The sequence below is a fragment of the Prevotella brunnea genome (assembly GCF_008016795.1).
Lineage (GTDB): Bacteria > Bacteroidota > Bacteroidia > Bacteroidales > Bacteroidaceae > Prevotella > Prevotella brunnea.
In genome coordinates this window covers 1-16082 of sequence record NZ_SDIK01000057.1, presented here as the reverse complement: position 1 = coordinate 16082, position 16082 = coordinate 1, and the positions used below count along the sequence as shown (strand labels likewise).

Sequence of the window (16082 nt, the reverse complement as noted above, 5' to 3'; positions counted from 1 at the left end):
TTTTGTTTTGCCCGGACAGGCAGGTATTGATATGAGTTCATTGCGTATGGTTTTTAGTTGGTAAATTGCTGAATAACAAACATCTATAATTGAATATTTCTACAGGAGGTCATTAGAAAAAAGGACTAAAGTGGTTTCTAATGATTGATTAGAGTTTATTTATAGTTACTTCATGCGGTATAGGCAACCCTTGTAGGGGCTGCCCATATCAAGTGGTATTTTATTTTTATTTTATGCTGTTGGAATATCTTTGTTAACATTTTTGCTGCCTATAAGCGCATAGAAACACATGTATCCAACAGCTATCAAGGGAACTATATACGAGATTAAATATCCGGCTTTGTCTGCCACGAAATTTTGAAGGAGTGGGAAAAGCCCTCCACCTACGACCATCATCATGAATATTCCGGAAGCGGATGCTGTGTATTTGCCAAGTCCTTCCGTTGCGAGGTTGAAGATACATGCCCACATTACGCTTGTGCAAAGACCGCAGAGTACCAAGAAGAGCGCACAAATGGGAACCGTAACCATGTTGAACGATGACCCCGTAAATACCGGCATCGATACGGATGAACTTTTCCCTAAGAACATTGCGATGATGATGAATGTCATGGCAAGTATTGTGGTACAAACCATCAAGGTGCGACTTGAAATCTTATCAGCGATAAAGCCGGTGCAAAAGCGTCCGATTAACATCAGAAACCAATAAGTGGCGGCAACCGAACCTGCTATTGCTGTTGCCGTTTGTGGATTGAGTCCACCACCATTTGGGGTAACATCAGACAAATAATAAATCATTGTACCGGGTACGCCTACTTCCACTCCTACATAAACAAAGATAGCAATGACGCCTAAAACAAAATGACGGAAAGCCCAAGGTGAGTGCTCAAACACCGTCTTTGCGTCTGTTTTACCAATCTTTGGGTCTTGTATGGGGACAAAACTCAAGATAACAAACGCTGTGGCAAATACGCCCATGGCAATATAAAGCACAGGATTAACGTCTATCATTGAGGTGTTCTTTGTTACTTGACCTATCAGTGCACCTACGAAAAGTGGAGTTAATGTGCCTGCAAGTGAATTTAACGTTCCACCAATCATGTTTAATTGATTTCCTCTGTTGCCTCCACCTCCAAGGAGATTCAACATCGGATTGACAACAGTGTTCAGCATACAAACGCAAAAACCGGAAATGAAAGCTCCTGTTAAATATATCACGAAACCTGTCATTCTTGAATCGGTAAAGAAACCTGATGCGAATTGAGTCAAGACGCCCATAAAGCCAATGCCGATACCAAGTAAAGCAGTTCTTTTATAACCAATACGACTTAACATTTTCCCTGCGGGAATACCCATGAAGAGGTAAGCCAAAAAGTTCATGGCATTGCCCAACATTCCAACGGTATTGGCACTTTCACCACCGAACGCACTTTTCCAAATTACTCCGATTGGAGCGGCAAGATTTGTTACAAAAGAAATCATTGCATAGAGGAACATCATTGTGATGATGGCAATAATGCTTCCATCTTGTCTGGTATTATTCATTCTCATTTCATCGTTGGTTTATAATGAATCAAAAAGAAGATGCTTTGATTGCGGCATGTCAATTCCTAACATCTTTTTTTGAAAAAGTTACAGTGTCTAATACATTTGAAACTAAATCAATTTCTTGCAAAGGAACTAAAAATAAATGAAAAATACAAGTTAAAGCGCAAGAAAGGATACTAAACGTTTGTTAAAAACGAATAAGCGTTTATATTATCTTATTGTACTTAGTAAATCTGCCACGACATAGCTCGACCCTCCTACGAAAAGGAAGTCGTTTTCATCAGCATCGGTCAGTGCTTCTCGATAAGCGGCGGCAACACTTTTGTAGTTTTTTCCGATAAGACCATATTTTTTCCCGGTCTCGGCTACTTTTTCCACCGGGAAAGCTCTCTTTGTATTTGGCTGAGTCCAATAATAGGATGCGTTGCTCGGCAGAAGCGACATCACCTTGTTCATGTCTTTATCATCTACCATGCCAAACACGATACGCAAATTCTTACATTGCTGATTTTTGATTTGCTTCGATAAGTATAGCCATCCTGCTTCATTATGTCCTGTATCGCAAATGACAGTGGGATGTGTATGCGTTTTCTGCCATCTTCCCATTAATCCGGTTAATTCACAAACATTGGAAAGTCCTTTTGAGATGCTCTCCACGTGTTTGATAACATGCGCGTTATAAAGATTGGCTACAGCTGTTAAAACTGTGTTTGTATTCTTCTCTTGATAATCACCACCCAATTCTCCCTCCAATTCTCCAAAGAGACGTGTCGCATACTTTCTTCCACCCATTGGTGTCGGGGTGGAAGATATTACCATGGGGATGTCTTCTGCGAACACTATGAGCGAATCCTTCTCTTGTGCTTTAGCTTCAAAGATAGCGCGAGTTTCATCCGTTGCTTCACCAATGACAACAGGAGTTCCTTGTTTTATGATTCCCGCTTTTTCTTTGGCAATCTTAGGTAAGGTGTCGCCTAAGAATTGAGTGTGATCTAAAGAGATGTTTGTAATAATGGATAGCAGTGGATTAATGATGTTCGTACAATCCAAACGTCCGCCAAGTCCAACTTCTATCACAGCATAATCAACCTTTTGTTCTGCGAAGTACTTGAATGCCATGGCTGTTGTCAGTTCGAAGAAAGAAGGATGAAGTGGTTCAAAAAAAGCTCTGTGTTTCTCTACAAAGTCAATTACGTATTGCTTGGGAAGCATCTCACCGTTAATTCTTATTCGTTCCCTAAAATCGACCAGGTGTGGACTCGTATAAAGTCCCACTTTGTAACCATCGGCTTGCAAGATAGCGGCCAATGTATGCGAGCAAGAGCCTTTACCGTTGGTCCCTCCAATGTGAATGGAACGAAAATTTTGATGTGGATGCCCAAAGTATTGGTCTAATGCGTATGTATTTGACAATCCTTCTTTGTAGGCGGAAGCACCAACCTGTTCGAACACGGGCGTGCTGTTGAAAAGATATTGGATGGTTTCTTCGTAAGACATTATCTTAAAGAATTTTCGGACAAAAATCCTTACTTATATTTCAGGTGTTTATGTTTGTTTTACTGCGGATTTGATGTTGAAGACGAGGCTTGTTGATACGCGTTCTCTTTTATTTATCAGCTGAATAGTTTCTTGAAGTTTTCAAAAATGGAACGTTTCGTATTGGTATCCCCTTTGAAGTTGTCGCTATCTTTGAACGCTTCTATAGCATTCTTTTCTGACTGGGAAAGTGCTTTGGGGACATAGATGCTGATTTGTACAATCAAATCGCCCATACCGTTTCCATAACCTTGTATGGCGGGAAGTCCTTTTCCGCGTAAGCGTAGAGTCTTTCCCGGTTGAGTTCCGGGTTCTATCTTGATTTTTACATATGTTCCATCAATGGTTGGAATATCAACTTGTCCTCCCAATACTGCCGTGGGGAAGTCCAATAAAAGATTATAGATTACATTCTGACCATCGCGAACAAAAGTAGTGTTTTCCTCCTCTTCTATGTAAACTTGAATGTTACCCGTAATTCCATTTCGTTTTCCTGCATTGCCTTTCCCCGGAACATTAACGACCATGCCTTCAGCGACACCTGCGGGAATGTTGATTTCCACAACTTCCTCACCTTTTACAACGCCATCTCCATGGCAATGAGAACATTTGTTTTTTATGATTTTCCCTTCTCCACCACAGACGTGACATGTCGTTTGAGTTTGCATGACACCGAAGATGCTGTGTTGAGTGCGAATCTCCATTCCGCTACCATGACAATTCGGGCATTGCTCGGAAACGCTTCCGTTTTCTGCACCCGTTCCGTGGCAATGATCGCAAACTACATCTTTCCTTACCTTAAATTTCTTCGTAACCCCGGTAGCAACCTCCTGTAACGAAAGTCTTACTTTCAACCTAAGATCAGCACCGCGATATTTTGGTGATTGGTGTGAACTTCTTGATCCTCCGAAGCCTCCGAAGCCTCCACCGCCTCCAAAAACATCGCCGAACATAGAAAAGATATCGTCCATAGAGAAACCGGCTCCATTTCCAAACCCGCCAAATCCACCACCCGGACCATCAAATCCGAACTGATCGTATTGTTGACGTTTTTGCGGGTCATTGAGTACGCTATAAGCTTCCGCGGCTTCTTTGAATTTCTCTTCTGCTTTGGGGTCATCCGGATTTCTGTCCGGATGGTACTTGATAGCTATTCTTCTGTATGCCTTTTTTATTTCATTTTCCGAAGCGTTTTTATCAACGCCAAGTACTTCGTAATAGTCTCTTTTTGCCATGGTTGTTTGTCGAATTATTGTCCTACGGCTACCTTAGAGTGGCGTATCACTTTATCGTTCAATGTGTAGCCCGTCTGAACACAATCCACTATTTTACCTTTTTTTTCATTTTCCACACCCGGCACCATTGCGATTGCTTCATGGTAGTCCACGTTGAAATCTTTGTCTTCTGTTTCGATTTTGTTCACCCCCAAATTTTCCAATGTCTTGAGGAATTTCTTGAAAATGAGTTCAAATCCTTCTTTAATGGCTCCTGCGTCTTCTGTTTTGTCTGCCACGGCGCGCTCGAAATCGTCTAAGATGGGAAGAATGGCTACGATTGTTTTCTCGCTACCATTTAGAATTAGTTCCGCTTTTTCCTTTAAGGTGCGTTTCTTATAATTCTCAAATTCCGCATAGAGTCGAATGTATTTTTCTTTCCACTCTTCAATGCTTTCTTTTATTTCTTCTTCTTCCGTTTTTTCTTCTTGGGGATCTTGCTCAAGTGCTTCTTGCGACTCGTTGGGTGAAGTTTCTTTCGTTTGTGCTGTTTCCTCCGCTGCCGATCCTGTGTTATTGTTCAATTCGGCTTCTTCTACTGTTATATTTTTTTTCTTTTTACTCATTGTATGGATTTCGTTATTTTAATTTATCCACAATCATGCAAATGACGTGCCAAACTCGATACTTATGGTATCAGCCTGTTTATTCATACATTTGTGCTCTTTTCTCCTTGATTTTCTCATCATGGATATATTCATCGTAGTTCATGAGCTTGTCGATGGTACCATTAGGCGTAAGTTCTATGATTCTGTTGGCAACCGTACCAATGAACGCGTGGTCGTGTGAGCTAAAAAGGATGTTTCCCTTGAAGCCGACAAGGTTGTTGTTGAAAGCCTGGATGCTCTCAAGGTCAAGATGGTTGGTTGGTGTATCGAGGATGAGGCAGTTGGCATTTTGTAGTTGCATTCTTGCTATCATACAACGCATTTTTTCTCCTCCGGAAAGCACTTTTACTTTTTTCTCTACCTCTTCTTGTTTGAACAGCATTCTACCGAGATACCCTTTCATTGCCACCTCATTTCCGGTTCCATATTGTGAAAGCCAATCCACAAGATTCAAGTCGCAATTGAAATAATCTGTGTTATCAAGTGGTAGATAAGCTGTTGTGATGGTTATGCCCCAGTTAAATTTTCCTCCGTCTGCTTTGCGTTCGCCATTAATGATTTTGAATAACGCAGTCATAGCTTTTGGGTTTCGAGAAAGGAATACAACCTTTTGTTCCTTTTCAACATTAAAGTTTACATGGTCGAACAATACCGTTCCATCTGGTTCCACAGCCTTCAAATCTTCCACTTCGAGTATTTGATTTCCCGGTTCTCTTTCCATCTGAAAGATAATGCCGGGATATTTACGACTTGACGGACGAATTTCCTCTACGTTCAGTTTCTCAAGCATTTTTTTGCGTGAAGTGGTCTGTTTACTTTTTGCCACATTGGCAGAGAAACGACGGATGAATTCCTCCAATTGCTTTCTTTTTTCATCTGCTTTCATCTTCTGGTTTTGAGCTTGTCTCAATGCAAGTTGTGAACTCTCGTACCAAAATGAGTAGTTACCTGCAAATACCGTTACTTTTCCAAAGTCGATATCTATGGTCTGTGTGCTTACAGAATCCAAGAAGTGTCGGTCGTGTGATACCACCAAAACTGTTTGATTCTCTTCTATCTCGCTCAGATATTCTTCCAACCATTCAACGGTTTCAAGGTCTAAGTCATTGGTGGGCTCATCAAGGAGGAGGTTCTCCGGTTTGCCAAAGAGGGCTTTCGCGAGCATGACGCGAACTTTTTCGTTGTTCGACAATTCGCTCATTATCTTTTGATGCAGATTTTCGTTCACACCAAGGTTTTGCAATAATTGGGCTGCTTCACTTTCGGCTTCCCAACCATTCATTTCTGCAAATTTCAATTCCAATTCAGCAGCCCGGTTTCCATCTTCTTCTGTCATTTCCGCTTTGCCGTATAGCTCCTCCCGTTCTTTTATGTTTTTCCACAGTGGCTCGTGCCCCATGAGAACGGTATCCATTACCTTGTATTCATCATATTTGAAATGGTCTTGTTCCAATACGGAAAGACGTTCCCCCGGACCTAATTCTATGGTTCCTTTATTGGGCTCCAAGTCGCCGGATATGGCTCGTAGCAATGTAGATTTTCCGGCACCGTTGGCCCCTATGACGCCATAGATGTTACCAGGAGTGAATTTTATATTAACATCCTTGTATAGAACTCTTTTTCCGAATTGAACGGCAATGTTTGAAAGTGTAATCATTATTAATTATATCCTATTTTTTTTCTGTTTGCAAAGTTACGACAAATCTTTTGAATATCCACTAAAAGCAAGTATAATGTAGTTCAATCCCCAAGGATTCCCTTGCTCTTCCGGTCTTGTTTGCTAAGGTATCGACTTCTCACTACATTTTTCTTGAATTATTTTTTGTTTCGCTCTATTGAATTTTCGCTGAAGATGACACGAATCGAGTAAGGAAAGTTGTGCATGAATTGGAGTAAGAATTTATTACAAAAGTTTATTCTTTTTCAAATGATATTTCGGCAATTATTCTATCTGAACCCAATCCAGATATTCTTCCCATGCAAGTATGAGAACCAATTCATTAGCTATTGGTTTTTAAAAGCTAAGCTTTTGGAGCGCAATAGCTAAGCTTTTGGATTGCAATATCTAAGCTTTTAAAATGAAGTTTGTAAGGGGCAGATTATCAGGGCTTTTCGTATGTCCTTAAAAAACTTCATTCCTGTTAAGCCTTTGAAAATAATTGCGATGTTCTGATTGATTGAATACCGATGATTTGGAATTGTATTTTTTATTACATTCCGATGATTATATTTTTGGAAAGGTTGCTTGAAGCACTGAGTTTGTAGTTTCATCCGGCATCTGTGATGTTATTGAAATTCGATATGAGGCAAAGAAAGGTTATTCCTATTCAAATCTGTTCAAAGTCCCACCAAAATATGAATTAAGAGCAAGAAATTGGCTTCCGTCCGGCAGCACGATACATTCTTTTCAACCTATGATTGGTGTGTGAATTGTTCGAAATTCTCACGAAATTAACAACCATTAACTAAGACTTTTCAAACGAAACGAGGCTTTTTGTTCCGAAACATCGTATCTTTGCAATATGATAAGAAATCAAGGTTCACGGCAGCGTAAGGAGCAATATAAAGTGATGAGGGTGGAGGAATCCGCCCCTTTGTTGGAATGGCTGTTGGCTAATTCCGGTCAGAGCAAGTCGAAGACTAAGGCAACCCTTCAAAATCGGGGCGTAAAGGTGAACAAACGTTTGGTTACTCAATTCGATTTCATGTTGAGTCCCGGTGATGAAGTAACAATAAGCCTGAGTAAGAAAAACGATCAGTTTCAAAGTCGCTATCTGAAGTTGGTCTATGAAGATAAGTTTTTATTGGTGATAGAGAAAAATTGTGGAATATTGTCGATGGCGGCCGGGCACTCATCGCTGAATGTTAAAAAGGTGTTGGATGATTACTTTCACAAGTCCCACCAGCGCTGTACTGCCCATGTGGTTCATCGTCTTGATCGCGATACATCCGGCTTGATGATTTATGCCAAGGATATTCAAACTGCACAACTGTTGGAGCATGATTGGCACAACATTGTTTATGATCGGCGATATGTTTCGGTTTTAAGTGGGCAGGTTGAGAACAATGAAGGAACGATTGCCAATTGGCTGAAGGATAATAAATCGTACGTAACTTACAGTTCGTCCGTTGATAATGGGGGTAAGTATGCCATAAGTCATTTTCACCTCTTGAATCGCTCTGAAAAATATTCTCTCGTAGATTTCAAGCTTGAAACCGGTAGAAAGAATCAAATTCGCGTTCATGCGGCAGACATGGGACATCCGGTATGCGGTGATATAAAATATGGAAATGGCGACAATCCTATTCATCGGTTGGCTCTCCATGCCTATGTGCTTTGTTTTTATCATCCCATAACCCATCGTCCCATGGAATTTGAGACGGCAATACCGGCAAGCTTTAGAAGCCTTTTTGGAAGAGAATAATTGTTTATGGCTAATTTGGAATATTATATTGGCGTCATCCTTGTAATCGTTGCCTGTGCTTTTCTGATTAAGAAAGTGGCAGGTTGCATCTTTAGAATTGTCATTGCCGTGATTGCACTTGCCATCATTGCTTACTTTCTAAGAAGTTTGGGGTATATTTAATAGAAACATTAACATAAAATAAAAGAATTGAGATTTATGACACACGAAGAATTGATGCGTAGAGCCATAGAGCTATCGGAAAAAAGTGTTCGAAGTGGTGGGGGACCTTTTGGCGCAGTGATAGCTCGAGATGGAGAAATAGTGGCAGAAGGCAGTAACAATGTAACGATAGATTTGGATCCTACAGCTCATGCAGAGGTATCGACCATTAGGAAGGCTTGCTCTAAATTAGGAACATTCGATTTGAGTGGTTGCGCGATTTATACATCGTGCGAACCTTGTCCGATGTGTTTGGGAGCCATCTATTGGGCGCATCTTGATAAAATCTATTATGCCAATGATCGTAAAGACGCTGCGAAGATTGGTTTTGATGATGATTTCATTTATGAGGAGATAGCGATTAAACCACAATATCGCAAGAAACCATCTGAGATTTTGCTCCGTTCTGAGGCTATCAACGCATTTAAAATGTGGGAGAGCAAAACCGATAAGACAGAGTATTAAACCGATTTAATCCTTGTTTTGATCAAGACTAAGAGCTGATTATTGATTTATTTTTTTATAATAAAGTTCAAAAACCTCTCTTAGTTTTGATTCGTTGCCGATGATAGCACGGATATATTCCAGATTTTTCGCATTGGAGGAATTGGAAATCCACAATCGGATATAGCCAAAGCGACCATACTTTTCTTTCATGTGAGAATAGAAACGCTGCCACTGCTCCTCTTTGTTTTTTTCAGGATAGTTCTCCATTCCATATTCTATGGCACGTGAGAACACCATTTCAGGATCAAGGTCGCGGTCTGCTTCGGCAACAATTTTCCCATAGATGCTTCTCGGAGTTCGGGAACTGCTTGCCCGATGATCCTCAACAGCCTCTTTCATGATTTGTAGTTGTTGGGCTGTAAACCATTTCCTTAGTCGGGTGTCTGCCATGAGTATTTTACCACTTGTGATGTGGTGTACAGCTCTGGGACCTTCCATGCCGAGGTCGTGATAACCTGCGATGACGTATGCCATGTTCATGTCAGCACCAGTTATCTTTGCCAGTTCGATAGAATTTTTTATCACTCGCTGCGCGTGAATGATACCATGCGATTTGCCGAAAGCATTGTAACGAGGAAGAATTTGTTGTTCAACAAATTCCATGATTTCTAAATTTACTCCTTGTATCATATTGTTCTTAGTTGGATAAAAATAAAAAACCTATGGAAGACAGAATGCCGAAAATAAACATATTACGAGCTGTCTGACTGAGCGTTCGGTTCAATCCTTTTCCATGATTAATTCTTTTCATTTCCAGATAAGTTTTTCCGTGTACATAGAGATAGGGAAGAATAATGGCAATGCTAAATATTATCATCTTGTTGTTTTCCATGAGATAGGCGATACATATAAGCAAGACACCCATTCCCCCCAATAGGCAATAGAGAAGTTCTGCGTTCTTTTCCCCGATTCTTACAATCAGCGTTAGCTTCTTGTCGCGTCTGTCGTTCTCTCTATCTCTGTAATTATTCACCACAAGTAAAGTGTCAATAACTAAACCGCAGGCAATTGAAGCCGTAAAGACTTGCGATGTAATGCTTTGCAATGATGGGGGGAGTATCACATAATAACTAATGCAGACAGGTACGATACCGAAAAAAACGACTACAAGCAGATCGCCTAAACCCCAATAGGATAGTGTGGTGGTGTAGAGAAAGCAGAAAATCATGCAGAAAATTCCAACGACCAGCATTTTCATTCCTCCATAATAAATGAGTGGGACACCTATAATCGCCGCGAAGAATGAAGTGAAAAACAAGCCCCATCGCATGGCGTGGAGTGTGATCCATCCTTCTGAGCAAGCTCTTTGGGGACCAAGTCTGGTTTCTTTGTCATCATTCCCTTTGAGACAGTCAAAGTAATCATTGATGAAATTGGCGTCTATCTGCATGATGAACGCGAAAAGAAAACATAAGATGGCTGGAATGATTCGGAATTTCTCCCAGCCAGCATCTTTATAGGCTAAAGTTACGCCAATCATCACTGGAACGGCAGCCCCGGTTAAGGTTCGTGGTCGTGCGGCAAGAAGCCAGGCGTTAAAAGAATTTGTTCTAACATTGTGCTCCATCTCCGAACAGTATGTCATTTTTCATTTTAGTTAAAAAAGTTCCAACTCACGCCAAATCTGAAAATACGCTGATTGAGTGGGTAGTGGGGGGTGAAAAAATAATTACCTCCATCGCTGCTGTTCAAGTGCGACATCATGATAAAAAAGCGTGTATGTTGGAGTTGGAAATTCGCGTAAGCATTAATCACCGGGTAATTTCCAATTTTGGTTTTGTTCTCGTTTATTTCTTGAATTCCAAAGTAGCCTATTCCGGGGATATATTCAGGTGCGAAGTATTTAGTAAAATATCGTGCATCAACTCCCAAATCACAACTTAAAACCTTGGCAATCTTGAATCTAATAAAAAGATTTGAATAGGCATTGAATATGGGGAGAGGCAGAGCGTTCTCATCGCTTGACTTTTGGAATGTCAATACATTTTGCCAATTGATTATTCCAAAACGGAAATCCTGCTGCAATTGAAGTGTTAGCAAACTTATCGCGCCTTTATTTTGTCTGACGTTTACTTCGTTTTTTATACTTTGAAAATTATCACCGTTTTGTATTCTATTGTTGCGTAATGCGAAATAACTATAGTTTTTTATCATGTCGTAACCAATGCGAAGCCTTGTCTCAGTCTTTTTCCACGAGAGTTCACCTAATAATCTGGAATGGATTACTTGGTCAAGGCTGTTATCCCACCAATAATGACTTGATCGGAATGTGTCCATATAGAAAGAAGGCGCGACCCTATGAAAGAAAGCTGTGGCAGCAAGTTGAACTGTATCACCAAGCAGAGGGAAATTTACATCGGCATGTCCATCAATCTGTAAGTCGCCGGCATTATGACCTGCTATCCAAGCTTCGGCACTTACGTCATAATGAAGCGTTTTGCCTGCGGTCTTTAACAGCTGCCCACCAACAGAGATTTCTTGTTGATTCCATTTCTCATAGCCCGACAACAAAGTTTTATTGGATGTCGCTTCTGTCATTACTGATGGTAATTCGTAATGTCTCAGTTCGTGCGATACAAACGCCTTTAAGCCGGCTTTTGCCCATTTGTTGAATCCTTCCAGCAATGCCACTGCCACTGTATTTTTTAATGCCCAGTGTTTGGTCATGTCATAAATAGAATCCCCCGAGTTTACATTTTGGCTAAAGTAGTTGTTTGCGTAGTAGTTATCGGGCGTTTGGTAGGCTTGATAAATACGCCGATAATTACTGAAACGCGTGGTATGGATGAAACTGGTTACCGGAATATATTCGTTCTTCATCCATTCATTAGACGTTTCTTTTTCGGAGATAGGAGATCGCTTCGCCTCCGCCATCTGAGTGGAATCTTGCATATTTACTTCGATTCGCTTTTCATTATTTTCCGATTTACCCATTGTAATGGGAGCATCGCCCATAATCTTTGCGTTCTCTGGTCGTCCCATTGATGCGTTTTTCTTGTCATATTCTGCTTCATTGAACGTACCGCCGTTTTGTTCAGATTGTTTTCTGGCTTTGTCTTTTTCGTCTTTGTCTTTTTTAGCCTTGTTGGATTTAATCGCGAATTTTTTGGCTTTGATCTCATCCTCGGTCATTGGTATCTTTTTATAGAAACCAAGATTATATCTGTGGGTGAAGAAGATGTGTTGATTGTCGTTCCTGTTCCAGTTTTGCTCAAGAACGGTTGGTATTTCGTTAGTTCGATACGAGTCCTTAAACTTTTCCGGATGTGTGATATACGCATCGTTTGTTATTCCTCCTCCCTCAGTAACTTTCTGATGGTTCAGTGAGAAGAAAAGAAGGGCTAAGTACCGTTCACCCATATAGCTTCCCCACATGGAATAATCAGTGTGGGAAGTATTTTGGTTGCTATAGTAACCCCTCCCATAAAGATAATCGAACTTAAATCCGAATCCCCATCTTTTTCCTGCATTTACAGCAAAGAGAGCTTTGAAGTGATCTTCTCCGTTGGTTCGGTTGCCGGCTCCATTATAAGAAAGGTTAGTGATTGGGGATAGGGTAGAGGTGAAATGAAAGTCGCCGGGTTCAACAATGAATTGGTCGTATGGATCAAGAAAAAGAAATTCTTTCGCATTCTTTCTATCTATAAATATACGATTTTGGCGTGGCGACCCAAGATTGCCCAAGGAATTATATTCACCACGTAAGCCTGTGTTGAAGACGGAATTCATATACATGTCCGAAAGCGTGTCGGGTGTTATGATGGTCTTATCTCCAAAATGCTCATCCACAGTCCATACTTTTAGACCTCTTGGGATTTCTTTGTGCTGGTTGGTAGAGTCGGATGAGCCTAATTGACGATTTTGCCTATTACCGGTACCGCTTAACGTGCGGTTGTCGCCCATCTCTGTATAATCCTGTGCGTTGATGGCAGAGACAATTGTCAATATTAAAACGATTAAGGCGAATGATCTCTTCATTATCTGAACAAACGTAGTATAACTTCGAAAAACTTAAATACCATGGAAGCCAATATAACAATTGTTCCCAATCTTTCGTATTGTGGCATGATATATAGAATAACACCAACGATGGCACCTAACATGAAGATAGAATTGAGCCATTGTCGAATTTTCAAGAATCTATCTTGTGGTTTTTGAATCCTTGTTCTGTGTTGTGGGCGAGATGCCGTGCTGTTTTGTATTTCGTCTGCCATAATTATTTGTTTTAACGCTAATTCATAATCCTCATGTTATTACCTATAAGCATAAAGCAAGTTAATGCGAAAATGAGAATTCCATTCCTGTTTATTTTCTTAAAGCAAAGGTATGAAAAATTAGTTTATTACTAATCTGTTATATGATTTTTAACTTTTTAACATTGACTTTTAACTATTTCAATTCCAATTCCTTTTGCAATCTGATAATCTCATCTCTGTATTGTGCGGCTTGCAAGAAGTCTAAATCTTTAGCAGCTTGTTTCATTCGTGCCGTTGTGTTTTGTATGCTTTTTTCCAATTGTGCTTTGGTCATTCTCATGATGATGGGGTCGGCGGCCATAGCTGATTCTTGCGTAGGACCGGAATAAAATACTTGCGGTTTTTTTGACTTAGTTTCCTGTGTTTGAGCATTTGATGGTTCTATATTTGATAGCGCTCCCTTTATAGCTCTGACAATTTGTCTCGGTGTAATGTGATGTTCCTCATTATATTTCAGCTGTTTCTCCCTTCGGCGCATTGTTTCATCTATTGTCTTTTGCATGCTTTCTGTAATGGTGTCGGCATACATGATAACTTTTCCATTTATATTTCTGGCGGCACGTCCTGCCGTTTGTGTTAAGCTGCGATGACTCCTAAGGAAACCTTCTTTATCGGCATCCAATATGGCTACCAATGAAACTTCCGGCAAATCGAGTCCTTCTCTCAGTAGATTTACCCCTACCAAAACATCGTATATTCCTTTGCGTAAGTCATTGATAATTTTCACCCTGTCAAGATTTGCGACATCACTGTGGATGTATGCGGTGCGGATATCATGATTTAGCAGATATTCTGTTAATTCTTCTGCCATTCTTTTGGTTAGAGTTGTGATTAATACCCGCTCTTCTTTTTCACTTCGGGTAATAATTTCTTCTACGAGATTATCGATTTGATTTTCAGATGGTCTTACTTCGATTTCGGGATCAAGTAGTCCGGTTGGCCGGATTAATTGTTCTACGACAACACCTTCTGCTTCTTTTAATTCAAAGTCAGCCGGAGTGGCTGATACATAAATGATCTGGTTGATTAAGCTGTGGAACTCTTCAAACTTGAGGGGGCGATTATCAAATGCGGCAGGCAACCTGAACCCAAATTCCACAAGATTCTTTTTTCGGGCGCGGTCGCCTCCATACATGGCAGATATTTGCGGCACACTCACATGGCTTTCATCAATAATGATAAGATTGTCTTTGGGAAAGAAGTCCAAAAGGCAATAGGGGCGTTGTCCGGCTTCGCGCCCATCAAAATAGCGCGAATAGTTTTCTATTCCAGAGCAATGTCCCAACTCTTTTATCATTTCCATATCATATTCCACGCGTTCTTTAATGCGTTGTGCCTTAATGGAATCTCCTATTTCCTTAAAGAAATTAATTTGCATGACCAAGTCATCTTGTATCATGTGAATTGCGTTTTGCGTCTGCTCTTTGGTTGTAACAAAAAGATTGGCAGGATAAACTTCATATTCTTCAAACGATGCTATGCGATGAAATGTAATTGAATCTACTTCTTCTATTTCTTCTATTTCATCATCCCACCAAGTAATTCTGAGCGTAGTGTCGCTATAAGCCATGGCAATATCCACCGTATCGCCTTTCACCCTGAAGTTTCCTCGTTGCAGCTCAATGTCATTTCTTACGTAGAGCGCATTGACAAGTTTTCGGAGAAATTCGTTTCTGTCTAATATTTGACCTTTCTTTATTTTAATCACACTGTCTTTCATCGCAACAGGACCTCCCATTCCATAGATGCAGGATACGGAGGAGACTACAACCACATCCTTTCTGCCGGATAATAATGATGAAACGGCAGAGAGACGCAACTTGTCAATTTCATCGTTGATGGCAAGATCTTTCTCTATATACGTGTCCGTTGAAGGTAAATAGGCTTCAGGTTGATAATAGTCATAATATGAAACATAATACTCTACGGCATTATTGGGAAAAAAGCCTTTCATTTCTTCGAAGAGTTGAGCTGCCAACGTCTTATTATGCGATAAAATAAGTGTCGGCTTATTCACATTGGCGATTACATTTGCCATTGTGAACGTCTTTCCCGAACCTGTTACGCCTAAAAGTACCTGACTTTTATCACCTCGTTCAATTCCTTCAGTCAGTTCTTTTATAGCCTCCGGTTGGTCTCCGGTTGGTTGATATTGTGATGTTAGTTTGAAATCCATTATCGAACGCAAAGTTAAGTAAATTTCTTAAATAATGCGTCAAATAATCATAGAAAGACGGTCATTAGAGTTTCTCGGTATCGTGTGACAGTGAAACATCTTTTATCTTTTCCTAATGGAATTCTAAATAATTTTGTGTCCACGCATGGTTGTTCAAATCACGAGGGGCTTTACGTATTTTTTTCAATGCTGAATAGCACCATCTCTTCTTGCCTCTAATTCATATTCAGGTGATGGCAAACAAACGCTTGATAGTGAACATTCGATCCACACATCAACATGAAATTATATTACAAAAGCCACGTCTGAAACGCGCTCTGTAATTTATTGATAATCAGGGTGATAGTAATTGCAGTTTAAAAGCTTAGCTTTTGCACTCCAAAAGGTAAGCTATTGCAATGCAAAAGGTAAGCTATTGCAATGCAAAAGGTAAGCTTTTGTCTTTTCCTGAATTCACTTGTCAGATCTGACGATGTATTTCTGTTTTACTTGTCAAATATTTTCTTGTTTACTGAATGACTTGACATTAACATTATATAGGTTAAATTTGA

General features: G+C 40.2%; 13 protein-coding genes. 3 read left to right on the top strand and 10 right to left on the bottom strand.

Annotated elements, in window-relative coordinates; genetic code table 11:
* Positions 1–231: 231 nt before the first annotated feature.
* From ETF27_RS08080 to ETF27_RS08060, 5 genes are all read right to left on the bottom strand, one after another.
* Positions 232–1545 (bottom strand): MFS transporter, encoded by a 1314-nt coding sequence (locus ETF27_RS08080; RefSeq protein ID WP_130829274.1) that lies wholly within the window; start codon positions 1543–1545, stop codon positions 232–234.
* Between the two features lie 213 nt (positions 1546–1758).
* Positions 1759–3045: a bifunctional folylpolyglutamate synthase/dihydrofolate synthase gene (locus ETF27_RS08075; protein WP_130829272.1), complete on the bottom strand. Its 1287-nt coding sequence runs from the start codon at positions 3043–3045 to the stop codon at positions 1759–1761.
* Between the two features lie 116 nt (positions 3046–3161).
* Positions 3162–4319, bottom strand: a complete 1158-nt coding sequence (gene dnaJ, locus ETF27_RS08070; RefSeq protein ID WP_130829270.1) for a molecular chaperone DnaJ — start codon at positions 4317–4319, stop codon at positions 3162–3164.
* 14 nt (positions 4320–4333) lie between these two features.
* Positions 4334–4924 carry a nucleotide exchange factor GrpE gene (locus ETF27_RS08065; protein ID WP_147785695.1) on the bottom strand — a complete coding sequence of 197 codons (591 nt, stop codon included), beginning with the start codon at positions 4922–4924 and terminating at the stop codon, positions 4334–4336.
* A 79-nt stretch (positions 4925–5003) separates the two neighbouring features.
* Positions 5004–6623 carry an ABC-F family ATP-binding cassette domain-containing protein gene (locus tag ETF27_RS08060; protein ID WP_147785694.1) on the bottom strand — a complete coding sequence of 540 codons (1620 nt, stop codon included), beginning with the start codon at positions 6621–6623 and terminating at the stop codon, positions 5004–5006.
* An 865-nt stretch (positions 6624–7488) separates the two neighbouring features.
* On the opposite strand from ETF27_RS08060, the gene ETF27_RS08055 reads away from it, so the two are divergent.
* The 3 genes from ETF27_RS08055 to ETF27_RS08050 are packed head-to-tail and all read left to right on the top strand — an operon-like array spanning position 7489 to position 9057.
* Positions 7489–8391, top strand: a complete 903-nt coding sequence (locus ETF27_RS08055; protein WP_130829264.1) for an RluA family pseudouridine synthase — start codon at positions 7489–7491, stop codon at positions 8389–8391.
* Between the two features lie 6 nt (positions 8392–8397).
* Complete coding sequence (locus tag ETF27_RS11315) at positions 8398–8553, top strand: hypothetical protein (RefSeq protein ID WP_165444193.1); 156 nt, start codon at positions 8398–8400, stop codon at positions 8551–8553.
* A gap of 36 nt (positions 8554–8589) precedes the next feature.
* Positions 8590–9057, top strand: a complete 468-nt coding sequence (locus ETF27_RS08050) for a nucleoside deaminase (RefSeq protein WP_130829262.1) — start codon at positions 8590–8592, stop codon at positions 9055–9057.
* A gap of 39 nt (positions 9058–9096) precedes the next feature.
* On the opposite strand, the gene ETF27_RS08045 is transcribed toward ETF27_RS08050, so the two are convergent.
* The 5 genes from ETF27_RS08045 to uvrB all read right to left on the bottom strand — a co-directional run bounded on the left by ETF27_RS08045 (position 9097) and on the right by uvrB (position 15531).
* A complete protein-coding gene (locus ETF27_RS08045; RefSeq protein ID WP_147785693.1) occupies positions 9097–9729 on the bottom strand; it encodes an HD domain-containing protein in 633 nt (210 codons plus the stop codon).
* Positions 9730–9736: 7 nt separating this feature from the next.
* A complete protein-coding gene (gene menA / locus ETF27_RS08040; protein ID WP_130829258.1) occupies positions 9737–10684 on the bottom strand; it encodes a 1,4-dihydroxy-2-naphthoate octaprenyltransferase in 948 nt (315 codons plus the stop codon).
* A gap of 8 nt (positions 10685–10692) precedes the next feature.
* The gene (locus ETF27_RS08035; RefSeq protein WP_130829256.1) at positions 10693–13077 is read right to left on the bottom strand and encodes a putative porin; all 2385 of its coding nucleotides are present in this window, start codon (positions 13075–13077) and stop codon (positions 10693–10695) included.
* Complete coding sequence (locus tag ETF27_RS08030) at positions 13077–13313, bottom strand: hypothetical protein (RefSeq protein ID WP_130829254.1); 237 nt, start codon at positions 13311–13313, stop codon at positions 13077–13079. The genes ETF27_RS08035 and ETF27_RS08030 overlap by 1 nt, the downstream gene beginning before the upstream one ends.
* Before the next feature lie 175 nt (positions 13314–13488).
* Positions 13489–15531 (bottom strand): excinuclease ABC subunit UvrB, encoded by a 2043-nt coding sequence (uvrB, locus tag ETF27_RS08025; RefSeq protein WP_130829252.1) that lies wholly within the window; start codon positions 15529–15531, stop codon positions 13489–13491.
* Positions 15532–16082 lie beyond the last annotated feature (551 nt).

Coding starts and splice junctions, on each gene's coding strand:
- ETF27_RS08045 (WP_147785693.1), bottom strand. CDS start 9,729: ATGATACAAGGAGTAAATTTAGAAATCATGGAATTTGTTGAACAACAA.
- ETF27_RS08035 (WP_130829256.1), bottom strand. CDS start 13,077: ATGAAGAGATCATTCGCCTTAATCGTTTTAATATTGACAATTGTCTCT.
- ETF27_RS08055 (WP_130829264.1), top strand. CDS start 7,489: ATGATAAGAAATCAAGGTTCACGGCAGCGTAAGGAGCAATATAAAGTG.
- ETF27_RS08030 (WP_130829254.1), bottom strand. CDS start 13,313: ATGGCAGACGAAATACAAAACAGCACGGCATCTCGCCCACAACACAGA.
- ETF27_RS11315 (WP_165444193.1), top strand. CDS start 8,398: ATGGCTAATTTGGAATATTATATTGGCGTCATCCTTGTAATCGTTGCC.
- menA (WP_130829258.1), bottom strand. CDS start 10,684: ATGACATACTGTTCGGAGATGGAGCACAATGTTAGAACAAATTCTTTT.
- ETF27_RS08050 (WP_130829262.1), top strand. CDS start 8,590: ATGACACACGAAGAATTGATGCGTAGAGCCATAGAGCTATCGGAAAAA.
- ETF27_RS08080 (WP_130829274.1), bottom strand. CDS start 1,545: ATGAATAATACCAGACAAGATGGAAGCATTATTGCCATCATCACAATG.
- ETF27_RS08075 (WP_130829272.1), bottom strand. CDS start 3,045: ATGTCTTACGAAGAAACCATCCAATATCTTTTCAACAGCACGCCCGTG.
- uvrB (WP_130829252.1), bottom strand. CDS start 15,531: ATGGATTTCAAACTAACATCACAATATCAACCAACCGGAGACCAACCG.
- ETF27_RS08060 (WP_147785694.1), bottom strand. CDS start 6,623: ATGATTACACTTTCAAACATTGCCGTTCAATTCGGAAAAAGAGTTCTA.
- ETF27_RS08065 (WP_147785695.1), bottom strand. CDS start 4,924: ATGAGTAAAAAGAAAAAAAATATAACAGTAGAAGAAGCCGAATTGAAC.
- dnaJ (WP_130829270.1), bottom strand. CDS start 4,319: ATGGCAAAAAGAGACTATTACGAAGTACTTGGCGTTGATAAAAACGCT.